The 22455-nt window shown below is 38.3% G+C and carries 17 protein-coding genes and 1 tRNA gene; 9 read left to right on the plus strand and 9 right to left on the minus strand.

Annotated elements, in window-relative coordinates:
- Window positions 1-74: 74 nt before the first annotated feature.
- The 5 genes from DK857_RS12935 to DK857_RS12955 all read right to left on the minus strand — a co-directional run bounded on the left by DK857_RS12935 (window position 75) and on the right by DK857_RS12955 (window position 4074).
- Entirely contained in the window at window positions 75-419 is a 345-nt protein-coding gene (locus tag DK857_RS12935) for a DUF4156 domain-containing protein (protein ID WP_023582946.1), read from the minus strand.
- Window positions 420-743: 324 nt separating this feature from the next.
- Window positions 744-1094 (minus strand): hypothetical protein, encoded by a 351-nt coding sequence (locus tag DK857_RS12940; RefSeq protein WP_109402379.1) that lies wholly within the window; start codon window positions 1092-1094, stop codon window positions 744-746.
- A 311-nt stretch (window positions 1095-1405) separates the two neighbouring features.
- The gene (gene groL, locus DK857_RS12945; protein WP_036934353.1) at window positions 1406-3052 is read right to left on the minus strand and encodes a chaperonin GroEL; all 1647 of its coding nucleotides are present in this window, start codon (window positions 3050-3052) and stop codon (window positions 1406-1408) included.
- Window positions 3053-3104: 52 nt separating this feature from the next.
- Window positions 3105-3398: a co-chaperone GroES gene (locus tag DK857_RS12950; RefSeq protein WP_036914050.1), complete on the minus strand. Its 294-nt coding sequence runs from the start codon at window positions 3396-3398 to the stop codon at window positions 3105-3107.
- Window positions 3399-3567: 169 nt separating this feature from the next.
- Window positions 3568-4074 carry an FxsA family protein gene (locus DK857_RS12955; RefSeq protein ID WP_109394973.1) on the minus strand — a complete coding sequence of 169 codons (507 nt, stop codon included), beginning with the start codon at window positions 4072-4074 and terminating at the stop codon, window positions 3568-3570.
- Window positions 4075-4448: 374 nt separating this feature from the next.
- Here DK857_RS12955 and aspA point away from each other — a divergent pair, with 374 nt between their 5' ends.
- From aspA to DK857_RS12975, 4 genes are all read left to right on the plus strand, one after another.
- On the plus strand, window positions 4449-5873 hold the full coding sequence (gene aspA, locus DK857_RS12960; protein WP_109394972.1) for an aspartate ammonia-lyase: 1425 nt from the start codon (window positions 4449-4451) through the stop codon (window positions 5871-5873).
- Window positions 5874-6031: 158 nt separating this feature from the next.
- Complete coding sequence (locus DK857_RS12965) at window positions 6032-7357, plus strand: anaerobic C4-dicarboxylate transporter (protein WP_109394971.1); 1326 nt, start codon at window positions 6032-6034, stop codon at window positions 7355-7357.
- 184 nt (window positions 7358-7541) lie between these two features.
- Window positions 7542-8114 (plus strand): division control transcriptional repressor DicD, encoded by a 573-nt coding sequence (gene dicD, locus DK857_RS12970; protein WP_109394970.1) that lies wholly within the window; start codon window positions 7542-7544, stop codon window positions 8112-8114.
- 296 nt (window positions 8115-8410) lie between these two features.
- Window positions 8411-8486: transfer RNA gene (locus DK857_RS12975), tRNA-Phe, on the plus strand.
- 400 nt (window positions 8487-8886) lie between these two features.
- On the opposite strand, the gene DK857_RS12980 is transcribed toward DK857_RS12975, so the two are convergent.
- Complete coding sequence (locus tag DK857_RS12980; protein WP_109394969.1) at window positions 8887-9222, minus strand: DUF4225 domain-containing protein; 336 nt, start codon at window positions 9220-9222, stop codon at window positions 8887-8889.
- A 26-nt stretch (window positions 9223-9248) separates the two neighbouring features.
- Here DK857_RS12980 and DK857_RS12985 point away from each other — a divergent pair, with 26 nt between their 5' ends.
- The 5 genes from DK857_RS12985 to DK857_RS13005 all read left to right on the plus strand — a co-directional run bounded on the left by DK857_RS12985 (window position 9249) and on the right by DK857_RS13005 (window position 19804).
- Window positions 9249-9896 (plus strand): CPBP family intramembrane glutamic endopeptidase, encoded by a 648-nt coding sequence (locus tag DK857_RS12985; protein WP_109394968.1) that lies wholly within the window; start codon window positions 9249-9251, stop codon window positions 9894-9896.
- Window positions 9897-10185: 289 nt separating this feature from the next.
- Window positions 10186-10821 (plus strand): OB-fold-containig protein, encoded by a 636-nt coding sequence (locus DK857_RS12990; protein WP_109402380.1) that lies wholly within the window; start codon window positions 10186-10188, stop codon window positions 10819-10821.
- Window positions 10822-10908: 87 nt separating this feature from the next.
- On the plus strand, window positions 10909-13104 hold the full coding sequence (locus DK857_RS12995) for a flotillin family protein (RefSeq protein ID WP_109402381.1): 2196 nt from the start codon (window positions 10909-10911) through the stop codon (window positions 13102-13104).
- Between the two features lie 91 nt (window positions 13105-13195).
- Complete coding sequence (locus tag DK857_RS13000; RefSeq protein ID WP_109402382.1) at window positions 13196-18130, plus strand: DNA repair ATPase; 4935 nt, start codon at window positions 13196-13198, stop codon at window positions 18128-18130.
- Window positions 18131-18838: 708 nt separating this feature from the next.
- Complete coding sequence (locus tag DK857_RS13005) at window positions 18839-19804, plus strand: helix-turn-helix domain-containing protein (protein WP_109402383.1); 966 nt, start codon at window positions 18839-18841, stop codon at window positions 19802-19804.
- A gap of 73 nt (window positions 19805-19877) precedes the next feature.
- Here the strand turns inward: DK857_RS13005 and DK857_RS13010 are convergent, their stop codons facing one another.
- The 3 genes from DK857_RS13010 to DK857_RS13020 all read right to left on the minus strand — a co-directional run bounded on the left by DK857_RS13010 (window position 19878) and on the right by DK857_RS13020 (window position 22450).
- Window positions 19878-20162 carry a ferredoxin family protein gene (locus DK857_RS13010; RefSeq protein ID WP_075673872.1) on the minus strand — a complete coding sequence of 95 codons (285 nt, stop codon included), beginning with the start codon at window positions 20160-20162 and terminating at the stop codon, window positions 19878-19880.
- Window positions 20159-21445 (minus strand): FAD-dependent oxidoreductase, encoded by a 1287-nt coding sequence (locus tag DK857_RS13015; RefSeq protein ID WP_109402384.1) that lies wholly within the window; start codon window positions 21443-21445, stop codon window positions 20159-20161. Before DK857_RS13015 ends, DK857_RS13010 begins: the two co-directional genes overlap by 4 nt.
- 63 nt (window positions 21446-21508) lie before the next feature.
- The gene (locus DK857_RS13020; protein WP_109402385.1) at window positions 21509-22450 is read right to left on the minus strand and encodes an FAD-binding protein; all 942 of its coding nucleotides are present in this window, start codon (window positions 22448-22450) and stop codon (window positions 21509-21511) included.
- Window positions 22451-22455: the final 5 nt, after the last annotated feature.

Below are 22455 nucleotides of genomic sequence, written 5' to 3' on the forward strand. Positions count from 1 at the left end.
AAAAACAAACCTGACCCCAAAGAAAAAAGTATTGAGGTCAGGTCTTGGTACTTAAAAAGTAACCACGTATTCAATTACTGACACTTATAAACTTGCCCACTCATTTTGCTATCTAATGGTGCAAAGCTATCAACAAAGCTACCTGCGCCAGTACCAACGTTAAAAATAACGTTACCACCCATTGCGGCTGCTTTATTACGTAAGTCGTTAGCAGCACCTCGCAGTGATTGGCTTTCAGTACGGGAACCTGATAACCAGTTATTTTGAACACCTGTCACTGTTCCTAATAATTGGCATTCACTGCCTGGTTGCGTATCAGTGATTTGTACCTGTGAGCCAGCAGTGCTTAATGTGTTTGTTGCAGAACAGCCTGCTAGTAATAACGCTGCAGCAGCTCCCAATAACAATTTAATTCGCATGATCCCCTCATTTATTTGAGTGTCCGTTTAGTCAAGACAACAATATACCTTGTCATCCCTCTTATGCGCAAAAATAAATCATCATTACTATCTCACATTAGCCAATAGCCTTAAGATATTATTTTCGCTTCAAACTTATTTTAACGTACAAATTCGGCTTTGAGATAGACAAAGCAACAATGCCTCTATTCTACACCGCTTTTATGCTTTTAAAACGATCTGGCTTATTTTTGGTCTATACAGTGCGAGAATGAACACATAATTCGTTCATTTTTTAAAAATCTTCAGACAGAAAACCACTATCTGAAGATGATATTGGTCAAATTAACTCAAATGATGATTCAACGTTTCTTCTTTTAAATCTAATTCATGGCGTAAACAATGAAAAATATGCTCGCTAGTATGACGTAATTTACGTAACTGCTGTAATGTATCACGCTCCATTTTTAACGCACTGCGTGACAACTGGCGTTCCATGCTAAACAAGCGTTTCAGATCAAAAGCGCCTTCTTGCACACTATCTTCACTATCAAGACAACGACTATAAATTTCTAATAAATGCGAACCGGCTTCATTGCGTAGTGACATCTCATCAAGATCTTCACAAGTCTGGTTAATTAACTCATTAACATGTGCAATCGTGGCTATCAATAATGAACAGAGAATAACACCCATTGCAATAAAGATAGCGGGATCACAGGTTGGGAAAGGTGAACAGTATGATTAATAGCAATCAAGAGATAAATACACTCACAATCACAGCAAAAAGAAAGATAATCACAATGGCGACAACAGACATGGTAAACATCCCAATTTATTTAAATATTTTTTAAGCGGGCAATAAAAACGATTTGTTGTCTAGTTATAAAGAATAAGTTATTTCTAATTATAGAAAAAATAAATTATCTGATAATTCTGAAATAAAATGGCATAAAAAAACCCGAGCCTAAGCTCGGGTTTTTTATGTAAAACAGTTAGCTGATGAATTACATCATGCCGCCCATTCCACCCATGCCGCCCATACCACCAGCGCCACCTAAATCCATTTTGTCGTCTTTAGGTAAATCGGTGATCATCGCTTCTGTTGTGATCATCAGACCTGCGATAGATGCAGCAAATTGCAGTGCAGAACGAGTAACTTTAGTTGGATCTAAGATACCCATATCAATCATATCGCCGTAAGCATCAGTTGCAGCGTTATAACCGTAGTTACCTTCACCCGCTTTCACGTTGTTTACAACAACAGATGGCTCTTCACCTGCGTTAGCAACGATTTGACGCATTGGAGATTCCATTGCACGTAATGCAACGCGGATACCTACTGTTTGTTCTTCGTTATCACCAACCATCTCACGCAGAGCGTTAGCAACACGAACCAGAGCAGTACCACCACCAGCAACAACGCCTTCTTCAACTGCTGCGCGAGTTGCATGCAGAGCATCGTCAACACGAGCACGTTTTTCTTTCATTTCAACTTCAGTTGCAGCACCAACTTTAATTACTGCAACACCGCCAGCTAATTTAGCAACGCGTTCTTGTAATTTTTCACGGTCATAATCTGAAGTTGCATCTTCGATTTGTTGACGGATTTGAGATACACGACCGCTGATTGCGTCTTGATCACCTAAACCATCAATAATCGTTGTTGTGTCTTTGTTGATAACAACGCGTTTTGCTTGACCTAAGTCTTCTAATGTCGCTTTTTCTAACTCCATGCCGATTTCTTCAGAAATCACAGCACCGTTAGTTAATGTTGCAATATCTTGCAGCATTGCTTTACGACGATCACCAAAGCCAGGTGCTTTAACAGCAGCAACTTTAACAATACCACGCATGTTGTTCACAACTAATGTTGCTAGTGCTTCACCTTCAACATCTTCTGCAATGATAAGCAGAGGTTTGTTAGCTTTAGCAACGGCTTCTAATACAGGCAGTAATTCACGGATGTTAGAAACTTTTTTGTCAACTAACAGAATGAATGGGTTTTCTAATTCTGCTGTACCTGTTTCTGGTTTGTTGATGAAGTAAGGAGACAGATAACCGCGGTCAAACTGCATACCTTCAACAACGTCTAGCTCATCTTCTAAGCCAGTACCTTCTTCAACGGTGATAACACCTTCTTTACCTACTTTATCCATTGCTTGCGCGATCAGAGTACCGACAGTTTCATCAGAGTTAGCAGAAATTGTACCAACCTGAGCAATCGCCTTAGTATCTGAACATGGAACAGACAGTTTTTTCAATTCTTCGACTGCTGCAATAACAGCTTTATCGATACCGCGTTTCAGATCCATTGGGTTCATGCCAGCAGCAACTGCTTTTAAGCCTTCAGCAATGATTGATTGTGCTAATACTGTTGCAGTTGTAGTACCATCACCTGCCGCATCATTGGCTTTAGAAGCAACTTCTTTCACCATCTGTGCACCCATGTTCTCGAATTTATCTTCGAGTTCAATTTCACGTGCAACAGATACACCATCTTTAGTAATAACAGGTGCGCCGAAAGATTTATCTAAAACAACATTACGACCTTTAGGACCTAAAGTTACTTTAACTGCATCTGCAAGAACATTAACACCACGTAACATTTTATTACGAGCATCTACACCGAATTTGACGTCTTTAGCTGCCATCGTATATTTCCTTTGAATTCGTTCAGTTTAAGAAGATCTTAAAAGAGAAAAATTATTCTTCTACAATTGCTAAAATGTCGCTTTCAGACATGATAAGCACGTCTTCGTTATCAATTTTTTCTGTTTTAACGCCATAACCGTCGTTAAAAATTACGATATCGCCAACTTTAACATCCAGCGGTTTAACGTCGCCGTTTTCCATAATACGGCCTTGACCTACGGCTAAAATTTCGCCACGAGTAGATTTACCCGCCGCTGTGCCAGTCAGTACGATACCGCCTGCTGATTTAGCTTCGACTTCTTTACGTTTAACAATAACACGGTCATGTAATGGACGAATCTTCATTAATAGTGCTCCTATAAAAAAGTCCATATCAGGATTAAGGTTGATACCAGTGCCCAAGATGAACCAGTACCATGACGATACAGGTGGGGGCATCCGGTAAAACTTCAAGGGGAGAAGTGTGATTTTTTTTCAAATTTTCCCCATTTCAGTTGATTATGCTTTGGGCTAATTATTTTTTGTCAGAAAAATGGTCGTTATCCTGATCTTCAGCCTTATTATTCAGCTGGTTACTCGGTGAATCCTCTTTACGCTGAAATTCGCCTTCGAATGTTGTTCCATTCTGATTAGAAGAAAATCCACTTTGACCATGACTTGCTGAATAAACTCGAATTCGAGAGATCAGTTTCGTCACTAATAGCGCTTGCAATGGTGGTAATAACAACAGCAAGCCCAAGAAATCCGTAAAGAAGCCAGGGATCAACAATAAAATACCCGCCAGTATCAACGAAATGCTTTTCACCATTTCTGCTGCGGGGACTTCACCTACTGCGAGTTTTTGTTGCATTGAAGCAATATTTTTTACGCCCTGATTTTTTACCAGTGAGACACCAACACAAGAAGTTAGCACCACAAGGAATAGTGTTGTAAGAACGCCAATAGAAGATGCCACATTGACGAAAATAACAGCTTCTACATAGATAAGAAGGCAGATAACAATTAATGGGAGCCAACGCACTTGGTTCTCCTTTTTATAAAAAAAGATTCATATTATTAATAGAAAGGAGTGTGAACTACATCTAAGGTGATGGTTTACGAACTCGCTTTTTCTTAGTTTATCTACATAATAATGGGGAGCCTAACACTCCTTTTCAAGGGGCGTTAAAAAGAGAAGTAGAACTGTAAAATCCATGAGATAGATCACAAAAATAAAATATTTAGACGTTATTTACTTATAAAGTGATCCAGCTTAAAGGTATTTGTTCACAACCCGAATATGATCGTGTCAGTACCAAGCAAAACGGTAAGTTATATTACATTATTAACCGTTAACGATATATTTTATTAACAAGCGCATAACTAGACAGTTAAAATTTTAATAAGAAGGTTCTCATGTCAAATAAAACTCGTATCGAAGAAGACCTGTTAGGTAAAAGAGAAGTTCCTGCTGATGCTTACTATGGCGTCCACACTTTACGTGCAATTGAAAACTTCTACATCAGTGATCGTACCATCAATGATGTTCCAGAATTCATCCGCGGTATGGTAATGGTGAAAAAAGCTGCTGCATTAGCAAACAAAGAACTTCACACTATTCCTCGTGAAATCGCTGATACGATTATCAAAGCCTGTGACGTAGTATTAGAAACAGGTAAACACATGGATCAATTCCCAGTTGATGTATTCCAAGGCGGTGCTGGTACTTCATTAAATATGAATACCAATGAGGTTATCGCAAACATCGGTCTGGAATTAATGGGCCATCAAAAAGGTGAATACCAATACTTAAACCCAAATGACCACGTCAATAAGAGCCAATCAACAAACGACGCTTATCCTTGTGGTTTCCGTGTAGCGGTTTATAACTCTGTTATCAAATTAACCGAATCTATCGAACTGCTGAAAGCAGGTTTTGATAGAAAAGCGATTGAGTTCAAAGATATCCTGAAAATGGGTCGTACTCAATTACAAGATGCTGTACCAATGACTTTAGGTCAAGAATTCCACGCTTTCTCTGTACTGATGAAAGAAGAAATCAAAAACCTGAAACGCACTGCTGAGTTACTGTTAGAAATGAACTTAGGTGCAACAGCTATCGGTACTGGTCTGAATACAGCACCGGGTTACCAAAAACTGTCTGTTGAAAAACTAGCAGAAGTAACTGGTTTAGCTTGTGTTCCAGCAGAAGACTTAATTGAAGCAACTTCTGACTGTGGTGCTTATGTAATGGTTCACGGCGCATTAAAACGCTTAGCTGTGAAAATGTCTAAAATCTGTAATGACTTACGTTTACTGTCCTCTGGTCCTCGTGCAGGTCTGAAAGAAATCAATCTTCCAGAACTACAAGCAGGTTCTTCAATCATGCCAGCTAAAGTAAACCCAGTAATTCCAGAAGTTGTTAACCAAGCTTGCTTTAAAGTTATCGGTAATGACACATGTGTAACAATGGCTGCTGAAGCAGGTCAATTACAATTAAACGTAATGGAACCAGCAATCGGTCAAGCAATGTTCGAATCAATCTCTCTGTTAAGTAACGCTTGCCGTAACTTAGTAGAAAAATGTGTTGATGGTATCACTGCGAATAAAGAAATCTGTGAACACTTCGTATTCAACTCAATCGGTATCGTTACTTATCTGAACCCATTCATCGGTCACCATAACGGCGACATCGTTGGTAAGATTTGTGCTGAAACAGGTAAGAGTGTACGTGAAGTTGTTCTAGAACGCGGTTTATTAACCGAAGAACAACTGGATGATATCTTCTCTGTTGAGAACTTAAAAAACCCGGCTTACAAAGCAAAACGCTTCGATGATTAATAATTGTGTTTTATAACATGACACTGTTAAACATAAGAATGAGCTCTTAAAAACACAAGGCACGGACTCTTTAAGAGACGTGCCTTTTTACTTGATTGTAAAAACAAAAATTTAACTTATCTTTCTCATTTTTTTAATTATCTCAAGGAGTAAACGCTATGTTAGCCGTAGAATTGATTATCGTTCTGCTGGCCATTTTCCTCGGTGCGAGACTTGGGGGAATTGGTATCGGGTTTGCCGGTGGTTTAGGGGTTTTAGTTTTAGCTGCTATCGGTGTTAAACCTGGTTCAATCCCTTTTGATGTTATCTCCATCATTATGGCTGTTATTGCCGCAATCTCTGCGATGCAGGTTGCTGGTGGTTTGGATTACCTTGTCGGCCAAACTGAAAAACTGTTAAGACGTAATCCAAAATACATCACAATTCTTGCGCCAATTGTGACTTATTTCTTAACTCTATTTGCAGGTACAGGGAACATCTCTTTAGCAACACTGCCAGTTATTGCAGAAGTTGCAAAAGAACAAGGCATCAAACCTTGCCGTCCTTTATCAACTGGTGTTGTTGCAGCTCAAATCGGTATTACTGCATCTCCAATCTCTGCTGCTGTTGTTTACATGGCATCTGTCATGGAAAACCCAGCAATGGTCGGTGAAGGTAATACAGTAAGCTACATCACTTTGCTATCTATCTTATTACCAGCAACTTTCCTTGCAATCATTCTGATGTCCTTCATCATCTCTTGGGTATTTAACTCAAAACTATCAGATGATGCGGTTTATCGTGAACGTTTAGAACAAGGTCTGGTTGAATTACGTGGTAGCCAAGAACGTAGAGAAACATTACCTGGTGCTAAATCGTCTGTAATGCTGTTCTTATTGGGTGTTATCGGCGTTGTAACTTATGCTGTTATCAACAGCCCAAGTTTAGGTATCGTGAAAGAGCCGTTAATGAATACCACTAACGCCATTCTTATCATCATGCTGAGTGTTGCAACCCTTATCACTATCTTCTGTAAAGTGAAAACGGATACTATCCTCAACTCAAGTACTTTTAAAGCAGGTATGAGTGCATGTATCTGTATTCTGGGTGTTGCATGGTTAGGTGATACTTTCGTTTCAAGTAACATTGATTGGATCAAACTGACTGCAGGTGATTTAATCACTGGCCATCCTTGGTTATTAGCGGTTATCTTCTTCTTCTGTTCTGCACTGTTATATTCACAAGCAGCAACAGCAAAAGCATTGATGCCAATGGCTTTAGCTCTAGGTGTAACTCCATTAACTGCAATTGCTTCTTTCTCTGCGGTTTCTGGTCTGTTCATCCTACCAACTTACCCAACACTGGTTGCGGCAGTTCAAATGGATGACACAGGTACAACTCGTATCGGTAAATTAGTCTTCAACCACCCATTCTTTATTCCAGGTACAATTGGTGTGGTATTAGCTGTCGGATTTGGTTTCCTCTTCGGCGGTATGATCCTGTAGTTTGAAGTAAAAAATTAAAACATTGCAAAAAAGCGCCTAGCGCTTACAAGAAATAAAAAAACAAGAAAATACCCTGTCGTAAGATGGGGTATTTTCTTTTTCCCCTCTCGCTCCTTGCTTTCATTTTTAGTTAAAGTCTGCTAATTATGATGTTTTCGCGACAACGTGATTTAAGGAGATTTCCGTGCAACGTGAAGCGTTATTAGACCACGTACTTATCCAGCTAGAGCAATATGGCTTAGCGGCGACTTTACCTGAGCTTCTTCAAAATTCGGGTATCAATGAATCTGACCTTCACCCTTTCTGGCCTAATAGAGACGCATTGATTTTTGATTGTCTTCGCCACCACGGACAGCAAATTGATATTTGGCAACGCCAAGTCATGCTAGATGAAGAACTGACTATCGAACAAAAATTACTGGCTCGTTATGATCAACTGGCGATGCGTTTAGAGAAAAACCGTTTTCCCGGTTGTCTATTCGTAGCGGCTTGTAGCGCATATCCTGATGAGCACTCTCAAATTCACCAATTAAGCCAACGCCAAAAGCAAAGCTCATTTGATTACTCTAGAACGCTACTACGCGAGCTTGATATCGAAGATAGTGAGTTAGTTGCTAAACAGATGGAACTCATCTTAGAAGGCTGTTTAAGCCGTTTAATGGTGAATCATCACGCTGATGATATTATTACAGCAAAATTATTGGCGGAAGATATTCTTAAGATTGCTCAATGCCGTAAAAATGGTGCACTAAGTTAGTTTTGAGTGTTGGAAAACGAAAGAAATGAGTTATTTTTTCGCTTGTACTCAATTTCTATCTGTTGAGTAGTGAAAAATAAATTAAATCATCAAAAAAAGAGAAAGTTTTCTCTTTGATATGCAAAAAAGTGAATATCTTTACTGATTGTTATTTAAGCATTTTTTACTAAAAAATAGCTTGTGATGAAAATTTAAACTCGAATAGAATAAAAAGAAAGCAAACAAACTTATTTTTGAATTTTTTATTAAAAAGACGTTGACGCATCACGCTGAATACGGTTTAATGCGCCTCGTTAGCCCGAATAGCTCAGTCGGTAGAGCAGGGGATTGAAAATCCCCGTGTCCTTGGTTCGATTCCGAGTTCGGGCACCATCTTTAGAAAAACCAGCCTTAGGGCTGGTTTTTTGCTTTTATAGACTAAACTAATTGTTATTCTTACTAAATACCGCTTCCCTTTTCTACCTACCTCATTCCTATCTATTAGAAAGCAGATCAAAATAGATAAACACTATTAATAATATGCTAGTTCAAATTTATTTACCTCATATAAGGATAAGGAAGATAGATTATGAAAAATGGAATTGAAGCATTGATGCTAAAAAGTGGATTCACTCTAAAAGATATTTATAGAATAAAAAATTCTCAAAAAGATCAAGTAATAGTATTCAAACTGAAGTATTCAATCTGGGAAATGTTTTTTTAGACTAATCTTTCTATTTTTTATTACCATATTCACACTATTCTTGGCTATTTATCTTAATTCAGATAACACTCATGCTAGTTTAATAATGGCATTTCTCATTACTATAGCTATCCTTTGTTTCTCTTTCACACCAATATTAAGATATAAATCCTTTGTGTTTATAAAAAACAAAGGAAAACCACTCGCTTGTTGATGGTTATAAACATTGTCAGTATTTATATAATAAAACAATTTCCAGACATCTTTACGTAGAACTCCCATATATAATTTATAACCAGAAAGCAATTCCCCATAAACTAAACTTCTAAGTATTTTCTTATATCTTAATAATTCAAATATTCCTTCATGCTCTTTTCTTACAAAACCTTTATAATTTGAACCATTATAAAAATAGAACGACTTCATCAGTATAGTCCCAAGGATCAACAAAAATGGAATTTCCCAAAGACCGACTCTCTCATTCCTTTATTTGCGTACTTGCCTTTGTAGGTTATTTTTTCTCATCGTTTAGTCTATTACTGACTCCCTCTCCTGTTGCACTATTTCAATCACCTTATATCATCTCATTGGTAAGTTTTTTTATTTACCTCCCCTACTGCTTGATTATTTGGTTTGCTTATCAAAAAAATATTAAATTAATGCCGTTAGGCCATCTTCAATGGAGCACACTAAAGGCCCCTTTTTTAGCCTTAGTGGGATTATATTTTATTAGCCTATTTTTAGGCTCTGAAGATGATTCATGGATTACAGAGATTGAGTCTATTTCAGGCTTTGCCTTCTTCTTATTTGCCCTTTCTGTTATCTTTATCGCCCCCATTACTGAAGAAATCATTTTTAGAGGTTTTCTACTAAATGCAGGTATGTGGTATGGCAATATAGGCAAATGGATAGCGATTATTATCTCGTCACTTCTATTTGCAGCGATGCACACTCAATATGAGTCAATTACTACGTTTATCCTTATTTTTGTTGTGGGTGTTATTTTTTGCCAAATCAGAATAGGAACTCGTTCATTAATTGCGCCGATATTGCTACATGGAATACACAACACAATCAGTATTATTTTTTTAATTTTATAGCGTTTTTATTTAATAAATTTCTATTTTTATAACAAAACACTTATCCACTAAAAATAAATGACAATAATTAGATGAAAATATTTTTATTGTTTTTTAGAGAATGGTCTGATTCTATATACAACAATATCGAATATTATTTATAATGATCTCAATAGGTTATATTAAGTATATATAAAAAATATAAAAGAAGAATGTGATTATAACGACATGTACTTTCAATGAGTTAACATATGATAAGCAATATTAATATAACAACAATATTGCTATTTTCTTAATTAAGAGAACCTTTATGAATTTGTTTTTCCAAAATAGCTTAGCTTTTCCTAGCATTATTTTTAGTGCATTACTTATTATTATCTCTTTTTATTGGCTCTGTGCTGCATTTGGATTATTAGATATTGATTTATTTAATATTGATAGTGAATTAGATATCAATGTTGATGCAACAGGGCTTGCAGGTTGGTTAACTAAATTAGGATTAGCGGGTATTCCTGTCACCATTATTTTAACTTTCTTTACCCTTTTTGGCTGGTTTATCAGTTATTTTACTAATTATTGGATTATCAATGCTATTGAAACAAGCTTTATTCGTTATTTAACGGGCTTTATTGCCTTAATCATTACTTCTTTTATTGCACTTAATCTTACTGCGATATGTTTAAAACCCATTCGTAAAAAACTGATGTCACGTAATAAGCCTAAATCAGTACACCAATTGGTAGGTAAGTTAGCCATAGTGCGTTCAGCACATGTTGCAGAAAATAAAGGTGAAGCCGTTTTAGAAGACGGTGGTGCGGGTTTAATTTTGCAAATTAGAGCTCCTGAAACAGAAAATATTAAACGAGGTGATAGCGTCATTATTATTAGTTATGACGCATCCACTCACAGCTATCAAGTCGTAACGGAAGATGAATTTCATCGCTAATATCCACATTTGATGAAATACAATTTAGTTAGCAGACAAACACTATTAAAAAATGACGGTATCGTCTGAACTTATGGAGAAAAAAGTATGGATTTGGCTTTCGTTATGCCTTTCTTAACTGTCGTTGGTTTCGCAATCCTAATTATTTTAGGGCTATTTGGATTATTTAAGGCTTTCTATATTAAGGTGCCTCAAGGTACAGCCTTAATTGTCAACGATATGACCTCACAACCTAAAGTCCATTTTACGGGTGCATTGGTTTATCCTGTTATCTACAAAAAAGAGTTTATGCGCATTTCTCTTTTAACGTTAGAAGTAGACCGTCGTGGCAAAGATGGTCTGATTTGTCAGGATAACTTACGTGCAGATATCACGGTTGCTTTCTATCTACGTGTTAATGAAACCACCGAAGACGTACTAAAAGTCGCGAAAGCCATTGGTGTTGATAGAGCTTCAGATCATCAAGCAGTCAGTACTCTTTTTAGTGCCAAATTTTCTGAAGCATTAAAAACCGTAGGTAAACAATTTGAACTGTCGAAGCTTTTTGAAGATAGACAAAATTTCCGAGATCGCATTGTTGATGTCATCGGTAAAGATCTAAACGGCTATGCATTAGAAGACGTTGCTATCGACTATTTAGAACAAACCCCGAAATCAGCGCTTGATCCTAATAATATTTTTGACTCTGAAGGTATTCGTAAAATCACGGAAATTACCGCCATTCATAATATTGAAACCAACCAAAAAGAGCGCGATCAAGAACTCGCTATACAAAAGAAAAATGTCGAAACTCGCGAAGCAAGTCTGGCTTTAGAGCGCCAACAAGCCGATGCAGAAGCACGCCAGAAACGAGAAATCGACAATATTCGCGCTCGTGAATCTTCAGAAACGCTACGCGTTCAAGAAGAAGAGCGTCTTAAAGCAGAACAGGCTCGTATTCAGACTCAACAAGAAATTGAGATCCGCGAAGAAAATCGTATGCGCGAAGTGGAAGTTGCACAACAAAATCGTACTCGCGCAGTCACTATTGAACAAGAGCGTGTGAATCGTGCGCGTGAGTTAGAAATTGTGGCTCGTGAACGTGAAGTTGAATTGCAACGTATTGAGAAAGAAAAAGCGTTAGAAGAAGAGCGTAAAAATATCTCTAATGTGATCCGCGAACGTGTTGCCGTAGAAAAAACCGTAGCTCAAGAAGAAGAACGCATTAAAGAAGTACGTGAAGTCTCAGAAGCTGAACGTATGCGCCAAGTCACTGTGATTAATGCACAAGCGGAAGCAGAAGAATCTCTAGTTCGCCAAGTGAAAAGAGCTGAAGCCGATGAATCTAGTGCTAAACACAAAGCTGAAGAAATCAGCACCATGGCGAAAGCGGAATTAGAAGCCTCAGTAAAACAAGCTGAAGCGAAAAAGCGTTTAGCTGAAGGTATTGAAGCAGAGCATGCAGCATTAGGTCTTGCTGAAGCACGTGTACGCCAAGCAACTGCGGAAGCTGAAGAGAAAGAAGGCTTAGTGCTTGCTAATGTCACCGCTGAAAAACTATTGGCGGAAGCACGAGGCATGAAAGAAAAAGGCTTAACTGAAGCGCAAGTGATGGAAGCTAAAGCACAAGCCCAGCAACAACAAGGCCTTGCAGAAGCGAAAATCTTGGAAGAAAAATTAGCCGCTCAAGCACGTGGTGAAGAACAACAAGCCCATGCAAAAGAGAAGTTAGGTTTAGCGGATGCTAAGATCCTTGAAGAAAAACTCGCAGCTCAAGCACGCGGTGAAGGCCAATTAGGTTCAGCACAAGCCGAAGTTATTCGCCAACGCTTGAAAGCAGAAGCCGATGGTTTAACTGATAAATTTAAATCGATGGATCACCTTAGCGATACGGCTCGTTCGCACGAAGAATTCCGTATGCGTCTTGAAAAACAATTTGAACAAGCAATGGCATCTATTGAAGCCAACAAAGAAATTGCACGCGAACAAGCTGATGTATTGGCAGCAGCTCTAAGCAAAACCAATATTGAAATTGTGGGCGGTGATGGCAACTTCTTTAATACCTTCTCTAAAGCATTAAGCTTGGGTAAAGCTGTCGATGGTTTTATGGATAAAAGCAGTTTTGCCAAAGAGAACGTTGAAAAGCTGATTAACCGTACTCAACAAGATAAAAAACTCGATATCGATTCTTTATTAAAAAATCCTGAAGTCCAAGATTTAATTAATGGATTTATGGCAACAAAAGGCGCCAATCAGCTAATTAAAGATGTGACAACTCAATCAGACGCCTCTAAAGAAGAATAATTTCATTTAAAGGAGGTGAAAAGACATAGCGTTTATCTCTGTGTCTTTTCTTTTGTTTTTTATCGTTTAAGCCAAGGAAATCCGTTATACCATGTCTGACATTCTGGATACGAATCGCGAGCAGGAAATACTCGATAGCGCCGTTGCACAAGGTGGTGCGTATGAAATTTTACGCAAACGCCTCACTGAGCAAGGTCAACAACTTCATCAAAAAGCCACTGAGCTCAATCAGCATCGTTTAGATGAATTTGGTCAAAGCCAAATGGATATTATTGGCCGCATTCGTATTCGCACTGAAAATAACTGCCAAGCCAGAGATATTGTTCGTGTAGGTGGTTGGTTACTATTTGGTTATAACGTTTTCCTTGGATTAAAACGTGAAATTCATCTTGAAGATGTTTTTTCACTTTATCGTTTAATTGAAAATGAGGGCGAGTTTGATGTTGAAGCCGTACCTTATGAAAATACATTCTTAAACGACAATCGCTTTATTCAAGATTTTACTGAGCTCTATACTTACTATAAAAATACGCAACTATTACAGCTAGTTGAGCGTGACGGAAAGTTACTCGCCAGTTTCCAGATCGGTGCTCGTATTACTGATGTGCGTGTTTTTCGTTGGTCAATTTCAAGTGATAAGCAACATATTGAATATATTGATAATCGTGGTGAGCGAGATATCGCTCTTCCCCCTGCTTATGATTTTGAATGGACGAAAACCCAACGTGAAGATACGGTCAATGGTCGTTTTCCTCATATCAATATTCTTGATACCGTTTTTGTCGAAACAACCGGTGGCGATCTAACGGTCAAATGTGAAAATAATACGGAAGATGGTTTAGGTATTTATCGTGAAGCCGTATTAGATAAAAACCAATCTCTCGATGATGCACAAATTGAATATGCTCAAACAGGCAGTTTAATTCTGTTAAAAATCTTACCGTATCGAGAAGAAAATTGGCGTTATTTGGTCTACAACATTTTGGCGCAAACCGTCCAACGCATTGATGCAATTGGACAAGCTTGTGTTCAACTACCTGAAGATCATGGCATTATTTTCCCAGGCGGTTATTACCTGCAAAATGGTGAATACAAAACCTTTGATCAACCGATGGAAGGTATGTATTTCCGCCGTCTACGCCGTTCACCTAATGGTGAAGACGTGTTATATGTTTTCTACTCGCCTTCACAAGGTCGCCTCGCACTTTTCAATTACAATATGATTGAGCGCAAACTTGCTGTGCCTTTAGTTGGCCACGGCTATGCGATGTTAGAAGACGGAAAAATGGTACTCTTTGAAGGTGAAGGCGAAGAAGCAACACGCGTTCATCCAATGCAAGTTTGGCAAACTCCCTTCTATTCTGAAGAATTTGCCGATAAACAACCGCCTCGTAATGGTTTCTATGGAAGAATTGGTAATGCCGATTTAGTACGAGGGATCTCTGAAATATTGCATGTCGCAAAAGAAATTGAAGGTAATCAAATTTCTATTGCTCGTTATGAGCAACTCAGTTCACAACCTAAAAATTTATTAGATCTCTATTATTGGTTTAATGATGAACACTGTTCAGGTATTGGAAAACTCCTCAAAGATATCGCTCAAACCAGCGAATTGGTGCTTGATGAATATGAGAAAGTAGAAAGTATTCGTCAGCAATCTGAGAAATCCATGATTGAAGCGATTAATCGTCAAAAATCACTACTCACCTTAACACTGCCTGATAGCTGGACTGATATACAACAATTTGTTGATGGCTTAAATTCACTGAATGCTCATCGTGGGCATCTGATTTCATTGCGTGAATTCCGTTATATGGATTTAACCAAACTTAGCGCAATGGAAACGGAAATTACGGAAACTCAGCAACGCGTTTCTCAAGCTACAGCGCTTTTTCTTGCCAGTGATAAAGCATTACAACCGTTTAAAACTCAGCTTGTTGCCTTTGAAAATCTCATTGAAAAAGCACAAAACAGCGGACAATTAGATATCCCGATGAATGACATGGAAAAAATGTCTACTGATTTGGATATGCTTTCGAATTTAATGGCATCTTTAACATTCCAAGATGTCACTCAACAAACGCATATTATTGATGCGATTTCACAGATCTATGCTCAACTAAACCAATCCCGCGCTCGACTACAACAAAAACGCAAATCACAAAGTAGTGTCGAAAGCGTGGCCCAATTTGGCGCACAATTTCGCTTGTTTAGCCAAGGGATCACCAATGCATTATCCCTTGCAACCGATCCTGAGCGTTGTGACGAGCAACTTTCCCGCTTATTACTTCAATTAGAAGAGCTGGAAAGCCAATTTAGTCATCATGATGAATTTCTTGATGATATTCTCGCTAAACGTGAAGAGCTAGTTGAAACCTTTGAATCGCACAAACAAGTACTGCTTGATGATCGTCAACGTCGATCACAAAGCTTGCTTACTGCTGCAAATCGCTTGCTGGAAAATCTGCAACGCCGAACCTCTCGCTTACAATCACAAGATGAGTTAAATGCATTCTTTGCATCAGATCCACTATCATTAAAAACGCGGGAACTCATTGAAAAATTAAGAGAAATCAATGATAACGTCAAAGCTGATGATATTGATGCGCGTCTAAAATCCTCTCGTGATCAGGCTATTCGTATTCTGCGCGATAAAACTGATATTTTTGAAGACGGTGGCAATATCATTAAATTAGGGCCTCGCCATCGTTTTAGTGTTAATACGCAAGAGCTTGATCTCACAATCTTACCTAAAGAAGATAAACTCTGGTTATACCTGACAGGAACGGATTACCAAGAGCCGATTGAAAATGCAGAACTTACCCAATTACAACCTTATTGGAATGCTTCACTTGAGTCTGAATCGGACACCGTTTATCGCGCAGAATACCTTGCTTACTCCATTATTTATGCGGCAGCAAAACGTCAAGATGGTCTTGATTACGAAACGCTAAAAGAAGCACTCACTATTCCAGAAAAGCTGGAAAAGCTCGTGCGTGATTTCGCAACGCCACGTTATAAAGAAGGCTATGAAAAAGGGATCCACGATCACGATGCGATAGCTATATTGAAAAAGCTGATCCCAATAGGTGAAAGTGCCGATCTTCTACGTTATAACCCCACTGCACGCGCAGTAGCCGCACTATTTTGGGAAACCAAACAAAATGAGCAATACCCTGCCTTGTGGCCTGAACGTGCAAGAACAGCACTGAATATTCAGCAATTATTCCATACAGATGACGCATTAACCGACCTGCAAGCTGAAATTGAAGCGGATATACGCCTATTCCTTCATGATAATCCGATTGAGTGCGAACACTATATTCCGATACAAGCCTCTGAATATTTAAGCTTTGCGTTGGCGAGAACACCCATTGAATTGGTTTATAGCAAATACGCTAAAGAGCTAGTGATTGCACTGCAAAGTCGATTAGAAGAAGCCCATATGTGGATAGACTTTAATCGTTCACAACAAAATTTAGGTACGCGATACGCACAGCGTTGGGCACTGATCCAAAATTGGCTACAAGGGTTATGCTCTCTACCTGATTATACCGATCTTACGCCTTATATTCCGGGTGCTATCGCTATCATTATTTTAGATAAAGTCGCATCAGCCCGTTATAGCGAAGCCGATTTATACTTTACAGTAACAGGACTATTAGGCTCTCACCCAACGATTGAAAATCAAGCGTTATCACTCAGTTTAGATGATTATTTCAGTCGAATGCGTAGGCAGAGAAAGAACTTTATTCCTGCATTTCGACAGTACCTCACCTTGCGCCAGAAAATAGTCAGTGATGAACGTGAGCGCTTAAAACTACATGAATTTAAAGCCAAACCGTTAAGCTCTTTTGTCCGTAACAAGCTGATTAATGATGTTTATTTACCTATTATTGGCGACAATATGGCAAAACAAATTGGTGCTTTAGGAGAAGGTAAGCGCACCGATTTAATGGGATTATTATTAATGATCTCCCCTCCAGGTTACGGCAAAACCACATTAATGGAATATGCAGCCGCACGTTTAGGTCTTATTTTTATGAAGATCAATGGTCCTGCGTTAGGACATAACGTGCTATCGCTCGATCCGGAGCAAGCGCCCAACGCAACAGCAAGACAAGAGCTTGAGAAACTCAACTTAGCGCTAGAAATGGGTAATAACGTTATGCTGTATGTGGATGATATTCAGCATACTCACCCTGAATTCTTACAAAAATTTATCTCACTGTGTGATGGAACAAGACGTATTGAAGGGGTATGGAAAGGAAAAACCAAAACCTATGATATGCGTGGCAAAAAATTCTGTGTCGTGATGGCAGGAAACCCTTATACCGAATCAGGCGAAGTCTTCCGTATTCCTGATATGCTGGCTAACCGTGCTGATATTTATAACTTAGGTGAAGTATTAGGTGGTATGGATGAAGCCTTTGCGCTCAGTTATATCGAAAACAGCCTAACATCTAATGCGGTATTAGCACCACTGGCTCTGCGTGATCTTAACGATCTCTATGTTTTAGTGGATAAAGCAATGGGGAGATCCGTTTCTACCAACACATTAAGTTACCCATATTCAGATGCTGAAATTAACGAAATAGTGATGGTACTTAAACACTTAATTACCTTACGAAACGTTATCTTAAAAGTGAATCAGCAATATATTGCCAGCGCTGCTCAATCAGATAAATATCGCACAGAGCCAGCATTCCGCTTGCAAGGTAGTTACCGCAATATGAATAAATTAAGTGAGAAAGTATCTGCGGTAATGAATGATGAAGAAATTGAACGCTTGCTAGACGATCACTATCTTGGTGAAGCACAACTGCTAACAACAGGTGCTGAAGAGAACTTATTAAAACTTGCTGAGTTACGTGGAAAATTAACCGAAAAAGACACCATTCGTTGGGCACAAATCAAGAAAGACTTTATGCGTAATAAAGCATTGGGTGGTGATAACGCTGATATTGGCGACCGCGTAGTATCACAGTTAGCCAATTTGGTGGAAAGTGTGCAAGGTCTACGTTAAAGATAAAAAATAGTCATGTTTAGCCCACTTATTTTAGTGGGCTAAATACTACATAAATAATGTTTTATAAATCGAAAAACCTATTTCACGTTCACTATATTGATTTGTTCACAACAAATGAAAGCGTGAACATCGTTAAGATTAAATATATTTACTATTAATAAATCATGATATCAAAGGAAGAATTGTTGTAATATATATTATGAATTCTATTAATAATTAAATTTATAGAAATTTAATTATATTTTATATAATTAATAACGCTATGATTAACAATAAATAACAATATTATTTAACAAATGATTATATCCAGTACATAAAATCCATATTAACTCACACTCTGAAAAGAATGAAATAAACGAGATATTAATAAGAATCACTCTTAATTTATTTATGAGATCTCTCTCTAAAGATAGAAAATTAACTTAGGATTAATAGCATAGAAATGATAGCATCAAAAATGCTATAAATTAACTCTATAATTTACATGACTTTAGTTTAAATAGATTAAAAAATTTTAAATATATAGTCTTCAATTTATTAACAAGGAAGATAATAGATATCTTCATTAATAATTATTTAAACTTACTATTCTAATTTTTAGATTAAAGTTATCGAAAAATTATTCTATTTTTGTCTGGTTTAAGCCATTTTTATACCTGACGAGTAGCAACACAACAAAATACTTTCAATAAAAGTGGGCGTACTATGAAAAGCATGTTTACGACTCGGGAACTCCCTGACGTAGATCGGTTTTCCGTATTCAGGGATACAATAAAAGACCGCTTTTTATCGTCTTATGAATGCAATGAAGTCGAATTACCTCCTCATTCTCGATTTTATGCCAATATCGTTGAGCAGAAGGTGAAAAATATTCGCTTTATTCAGCTAGAGTCTAATGGGCATTGGGCGAGTAGCCGTCCTTTAACTCATAAACTGAGCTTAGAAGAGCATTTTCAAATTGAGATACAGCGTTCAGGAACCAGCCACCTTACTCAAGATGGAAGAACTGCATTTTTACGGCAAGGCGACTTTTGTATTTTTGATATGGCAAGACCCGTATCATGGTCTTTTGATAACGATTACTCATTATTTAAAATTTTGATCCCAAGAGAGAAATTGGCATCACGTTTAGGTAATACCCAAAATCTCACCGCAAGAGCGATACGTGGTAATAGTATTACCGGCTCTCTCGTTTATAGCTTTGTGATGCGCTATATTCCGTTCTTAGATTCAATGCCACCACAACATGCACAGCAACTTGCTGATATTTTATTGAATTTAATTACATCTGCTTTCAGTGAATACAGTATTGCAACACCACCGCAAAGCTTAGGAAGATCAACACTATTTTATTTTGCTCAGCATTATCTTGAGCAACATCTTTCTGATCCTGATCTCAATGTAAATGAATGTGCTAATGCTTGTGGGATCTCCGTGCGCTATTTACAAATGTTATTTAAAGAACAAAATACCTCTGTACTTCGTTGGATCTACCAAAAACGTCTTGAGAATTATAAAACGGCTTTAGTGAATCCTCTCTTGGCAGAGAAAAATATTACACAGTTAGCCTATGAATGTGGATTTAGCGATATTTCTAATTTAAGTCGAAAATTTAAATCCGAATTTTTTATGACACCTTCCGAATATCGGAAAATACACTCATTAAGATAAATAAACTAATTACCTCCCCCCCTAGTTTACATTTTGGAGGTTATTCTAGAGGGAGGAGATAAAAGTTATCACATCAGCCGTAACGAAACTCAATGCCTAATGTGCCACACGGATACTCCCATTTTTTTAAAATTGTATCGCCACATAAAACACGGCAAGTACCACACTCTAAACATCCTGCATAATCAAAAAGATATTGTCCTTTTTCATCTTTTTTATATAACCCTGCGGGGCAAGCTTTCATTAAGATTTCAAATTGTGCAGGATCGATATCATCCTTTAAAACGATATGTGGATTTTCCTCATCCACATTAAATTTATTGACGCCTAATTTAACGTCTACGTTTACTTGACTCATAAAGAACGTACCCCCTTAAATCCATCTTTAATTAAGTTCATCACACCGACTTTCTTAACTTGAGACAGTATTTTCTTACGCACAGGTTTTTCTGGGCCATTAATCACGAATAAATCATGCATGACATTGGCAGCCATTTGCGGGTAATCCGTAAAGAATCTTGTATTATCAAGGAAAGAAGGTAAGTCTTTGTATAACTTCATATCTTTCATGACGAAACTGTCATTTAATAAAGATTGGTAGCAACTTAATTCTTTTTGGTTATAGCTGTTTTGCTCTTTCGCCATTAATACTGCTTTTGCAGCCGCTTCACCAGAGGCAATTGCTAGATCCATCCCTCTTACGGTATAACCAACGTTAAGGCAAAATCCAGCAGCATCTCCCGCAACTAATACACCATCTTTAACTAATTCAGATACCATATTCATGCCACCTTCGGGCACCATATGCGCTGAATATTCTAATAATTTGCCGTCTTTGATAAGTGGTGCAACAACAGGATGTTGTTTAAAATCTTCTAATAATTGAGGAACCGTTTTTTCAAATTTATCGACATTATGTAGCCCTAAAACAAGGCCTAAAGAAACAGTGTTTTTATTGGTATATAAGAATCCGCCACCTAAATATCCGCCTGATGGTGCGCCAGCAAAAAGCCAAGCTAAGCCTTCATCATTAGTACAACCAAATCGGTCTTCCATTTGTTGTGGCGTGAATTCCAATAACTCTTTAACCCCTACCGCTACGGTATGAGGATTAACTTTTTGTGTCATACCTAACTGTTTTGCTAATAATGAGTTAACACCATCAGCAAGAATAACAACGTGGGCTTCAATTTCATCATCACCCGCTTTTACACCACATACCTTGCCATCTTTTACCAACACTTCATCGACACGAACACCTGTGATCACTTGTGCGCCAGCGTCTTCAGCTTTTTCCATTAACCATTGGTCAAATGAAGAACGCAATACAGTATAAGAGCGCGCGGCTTCCTCTTCTTGCTGAGTGTGTTGATAATCTAAAGTGACTCCATCGGTTTCCGTTAGCATGGAAATTTTTTCGCGTGTCACAAGCCGTTCAACAGGGGCTTCTTGGGCAAAATTGGGAATAATTTTTTCAAGACTGTGTGCATATAAACGCCCACCTGTCATATTTTTACTGCCAGCGAAATTACCTCGCTCTACTACTAAAACATCACACCCTGCTTGTGCTAATACATAGGCAGCAGTACCACCAGCAAGTCCACCACCCACAATAATGGCGTCAAAAATATCGTCTGACATACTTTCCTATCCTTTTATTATGTGTGGTCGCTTAGTAAATTATCACTAAGCGACCTACGGTGATTAGCCGCCAAGCTTCGCGGTTAATGCAGGTAACACTTTGTAGAGGTCGCCAACAATACCGTAATCCACCATGTTGAAAATTGGGGCATTTTTATCTTTGTTGATACCAACAATGATTTTTGCTCTATCCACACCAACCATATGTTGGATTTGCCCTGAAATGCCGACAGCAACATAAACATCTGCACCTAAAGTCACGCCTGAAACACCAATGTAGCGATCGTGTTCCATCCAGCCTTCACCTTCAGCGATTGGACGAGAACAACCCACTTCACCTTGAAGGGCTTTCGCTAATGCTGACGCTAATGCAATATCATCTGCCTTAGCAAAACCACGTCCAACACCAACAACACAATGCGCTTTACCTAAATCAACGGTACTGCCTTGTTTTGGCTTACGAGCTAACACTTTTAATGTATGTGCGGGGGCGATAAAGGCACTTTGCACCACAGGTGCATTGGGTGCGTCTTTGATGGGTTCAACATCAAGTGCACTGCCCACAGTGGCAATCGCATAAGATGAGCGAATTTCTGCTTTAGCATGTGCTAAACCACCATAAACTTGGTGTGTCGCAATCACGGTATTGTTTTCAATAGCAAGACTTAATGCATCACTGATAACACCAGCTTTTAACGTCACGCCAAGGCGAGCTGCTATCGCTTTTGCACGTTTTGATGAAGCAAGGAGAACCAGTGCATTCGCGCCCGCTTCTTTAATAATGGCGGCAAAAGAGGCTGCATAATCTTCAGCAATTACACCTTCTTGTGGTGCGAAACAATAAACACAGTCAGCGCCTAAATTGACACATTCACGCGTACTTTCATCATCACCAATAAACAGCACATTAACCTTTTCACCAAGACCACGAGCAAACGCAATCAGCTTTGCTAAATCATCCGCTTTTTCGGCATAAACAAAGGTAGTAGGTAGTAAACTAGCCATTTTTA

It is taken from the genome of Proteus terrae, assembly GCF_003144325.1.
GTDB lineage: Bacteria > Pseudomonadota > Gammaproteobacteria > Enterobacterales > Enterobacteriaceae > Proteus > Proteus terrae.

Excerpts from the sequence above, each read along its gene's own strand:
- DK857_RS12990 (WP_109402380.1), top strand. The coding sequence starts at position 10,186 with ATGAATTTGTTTTTCCAAAATAGCTTAGCTTTTCCTAGCATTATTTTT.
- DK857_RS13000 (WP_109402382.1), top strand. The coding sequence starts at position 13,196 with ATGTCTGACATTCTGGATACGAATCGCGAGCAGGAAATACTCGATAGC.
- DK857_RS12985 (WP_109394968.1), top strand. The coding sequence starts at position 9,249 with ATGGAATTTCCCAAAGACCGACTCTCTCATTCCTTTATTTGCGTACTT.
- DK857_RS13005 (WP_109402383.1), top strand. The coding sequence starts at position 18,839 with ATGAAAAGCATGTTTACGACTCGGGAACTCCCTGACGTAGATCGGTTT.
- DK857_RS12935 (WP_023582946.1), bottom strand. The coding sequence starts at position 419 with ATGCGAATTAAATTGTTATTGGGAGCTGCTGCAGCGTTATTACTAGCA.
- DK857_RS13020 (WP_109402385.1), bottom strand. The coding sequence starts at position 22,450 with ATGGCTAGTTTACTACCTACTACCTTTGTTTATGCCGAAAAAGCGGAT.
- groL (WP_036934353.1), bottom strand. The coding sequence starts at position 3,052 with ATGGCAGCTAAAGACGTCAAATTCGGTGTAGATGCTCGTAATAAAATG.
- aspA (WP_109394972.1), top strand. The coding sequence starts at position 4,449 with ATGTCAAATAAAACTCGTATCGAAGAAGACCTGTTAGGTAAAAGAGAA.
- DK857_RS12950 (WP_036914050.1), bottom strand. The coding sequence starts at position 3,398 with ATGAAGATTCGTCCATTACATGACCGTGTTATTGTTAAACGTAAAGAA.
- DK857_RS13010 (WP_075673872.1), bottom strand. The coding sequence starts at position 20,162 with ATGAGTCAAGTAAACGTAGACGTTAAATTAGGCGTCAATAAATTTAAT.
- DK857_RS12940 (WP_109402379.1), bottom strand. The coding sequence starts at position 1,094 with ATGGGTGTTATTCTCTGTTCATTATTGATAGCCACGATTGCACATGTT.
- DK857_RS12980 (WP_109394969.1), bottom strand. The coding sequence starts at position 9,222 with ATGAAGTCGTTCTATTTTTATAATGGTTCAAATTATAAAGGTTTTGTA.
- DK857_RS12995 (WP_109402381.1), top strand. The coding sequence starts at position 10,909 with ATGGATTTGGCTTTCGTTATGCCTTTCTTAACTGTCGTTGGTTTCGCA.
- DK857_RS12965 (WP_109394971.1), top strand. The coding sequence starts at position 6,032 with ATGTTAGCCGTAGAATTGATTATCGTTCTGCTGGCCATTTTCCTCGGT.
- DK857_RS13015 (WP_109402384.1), bottom strand. The coding sequence starts at position 21,445 with ATGTCAGACGATATTTTTGACGCCATTATTGTGGGTGGTGGACTTGCT.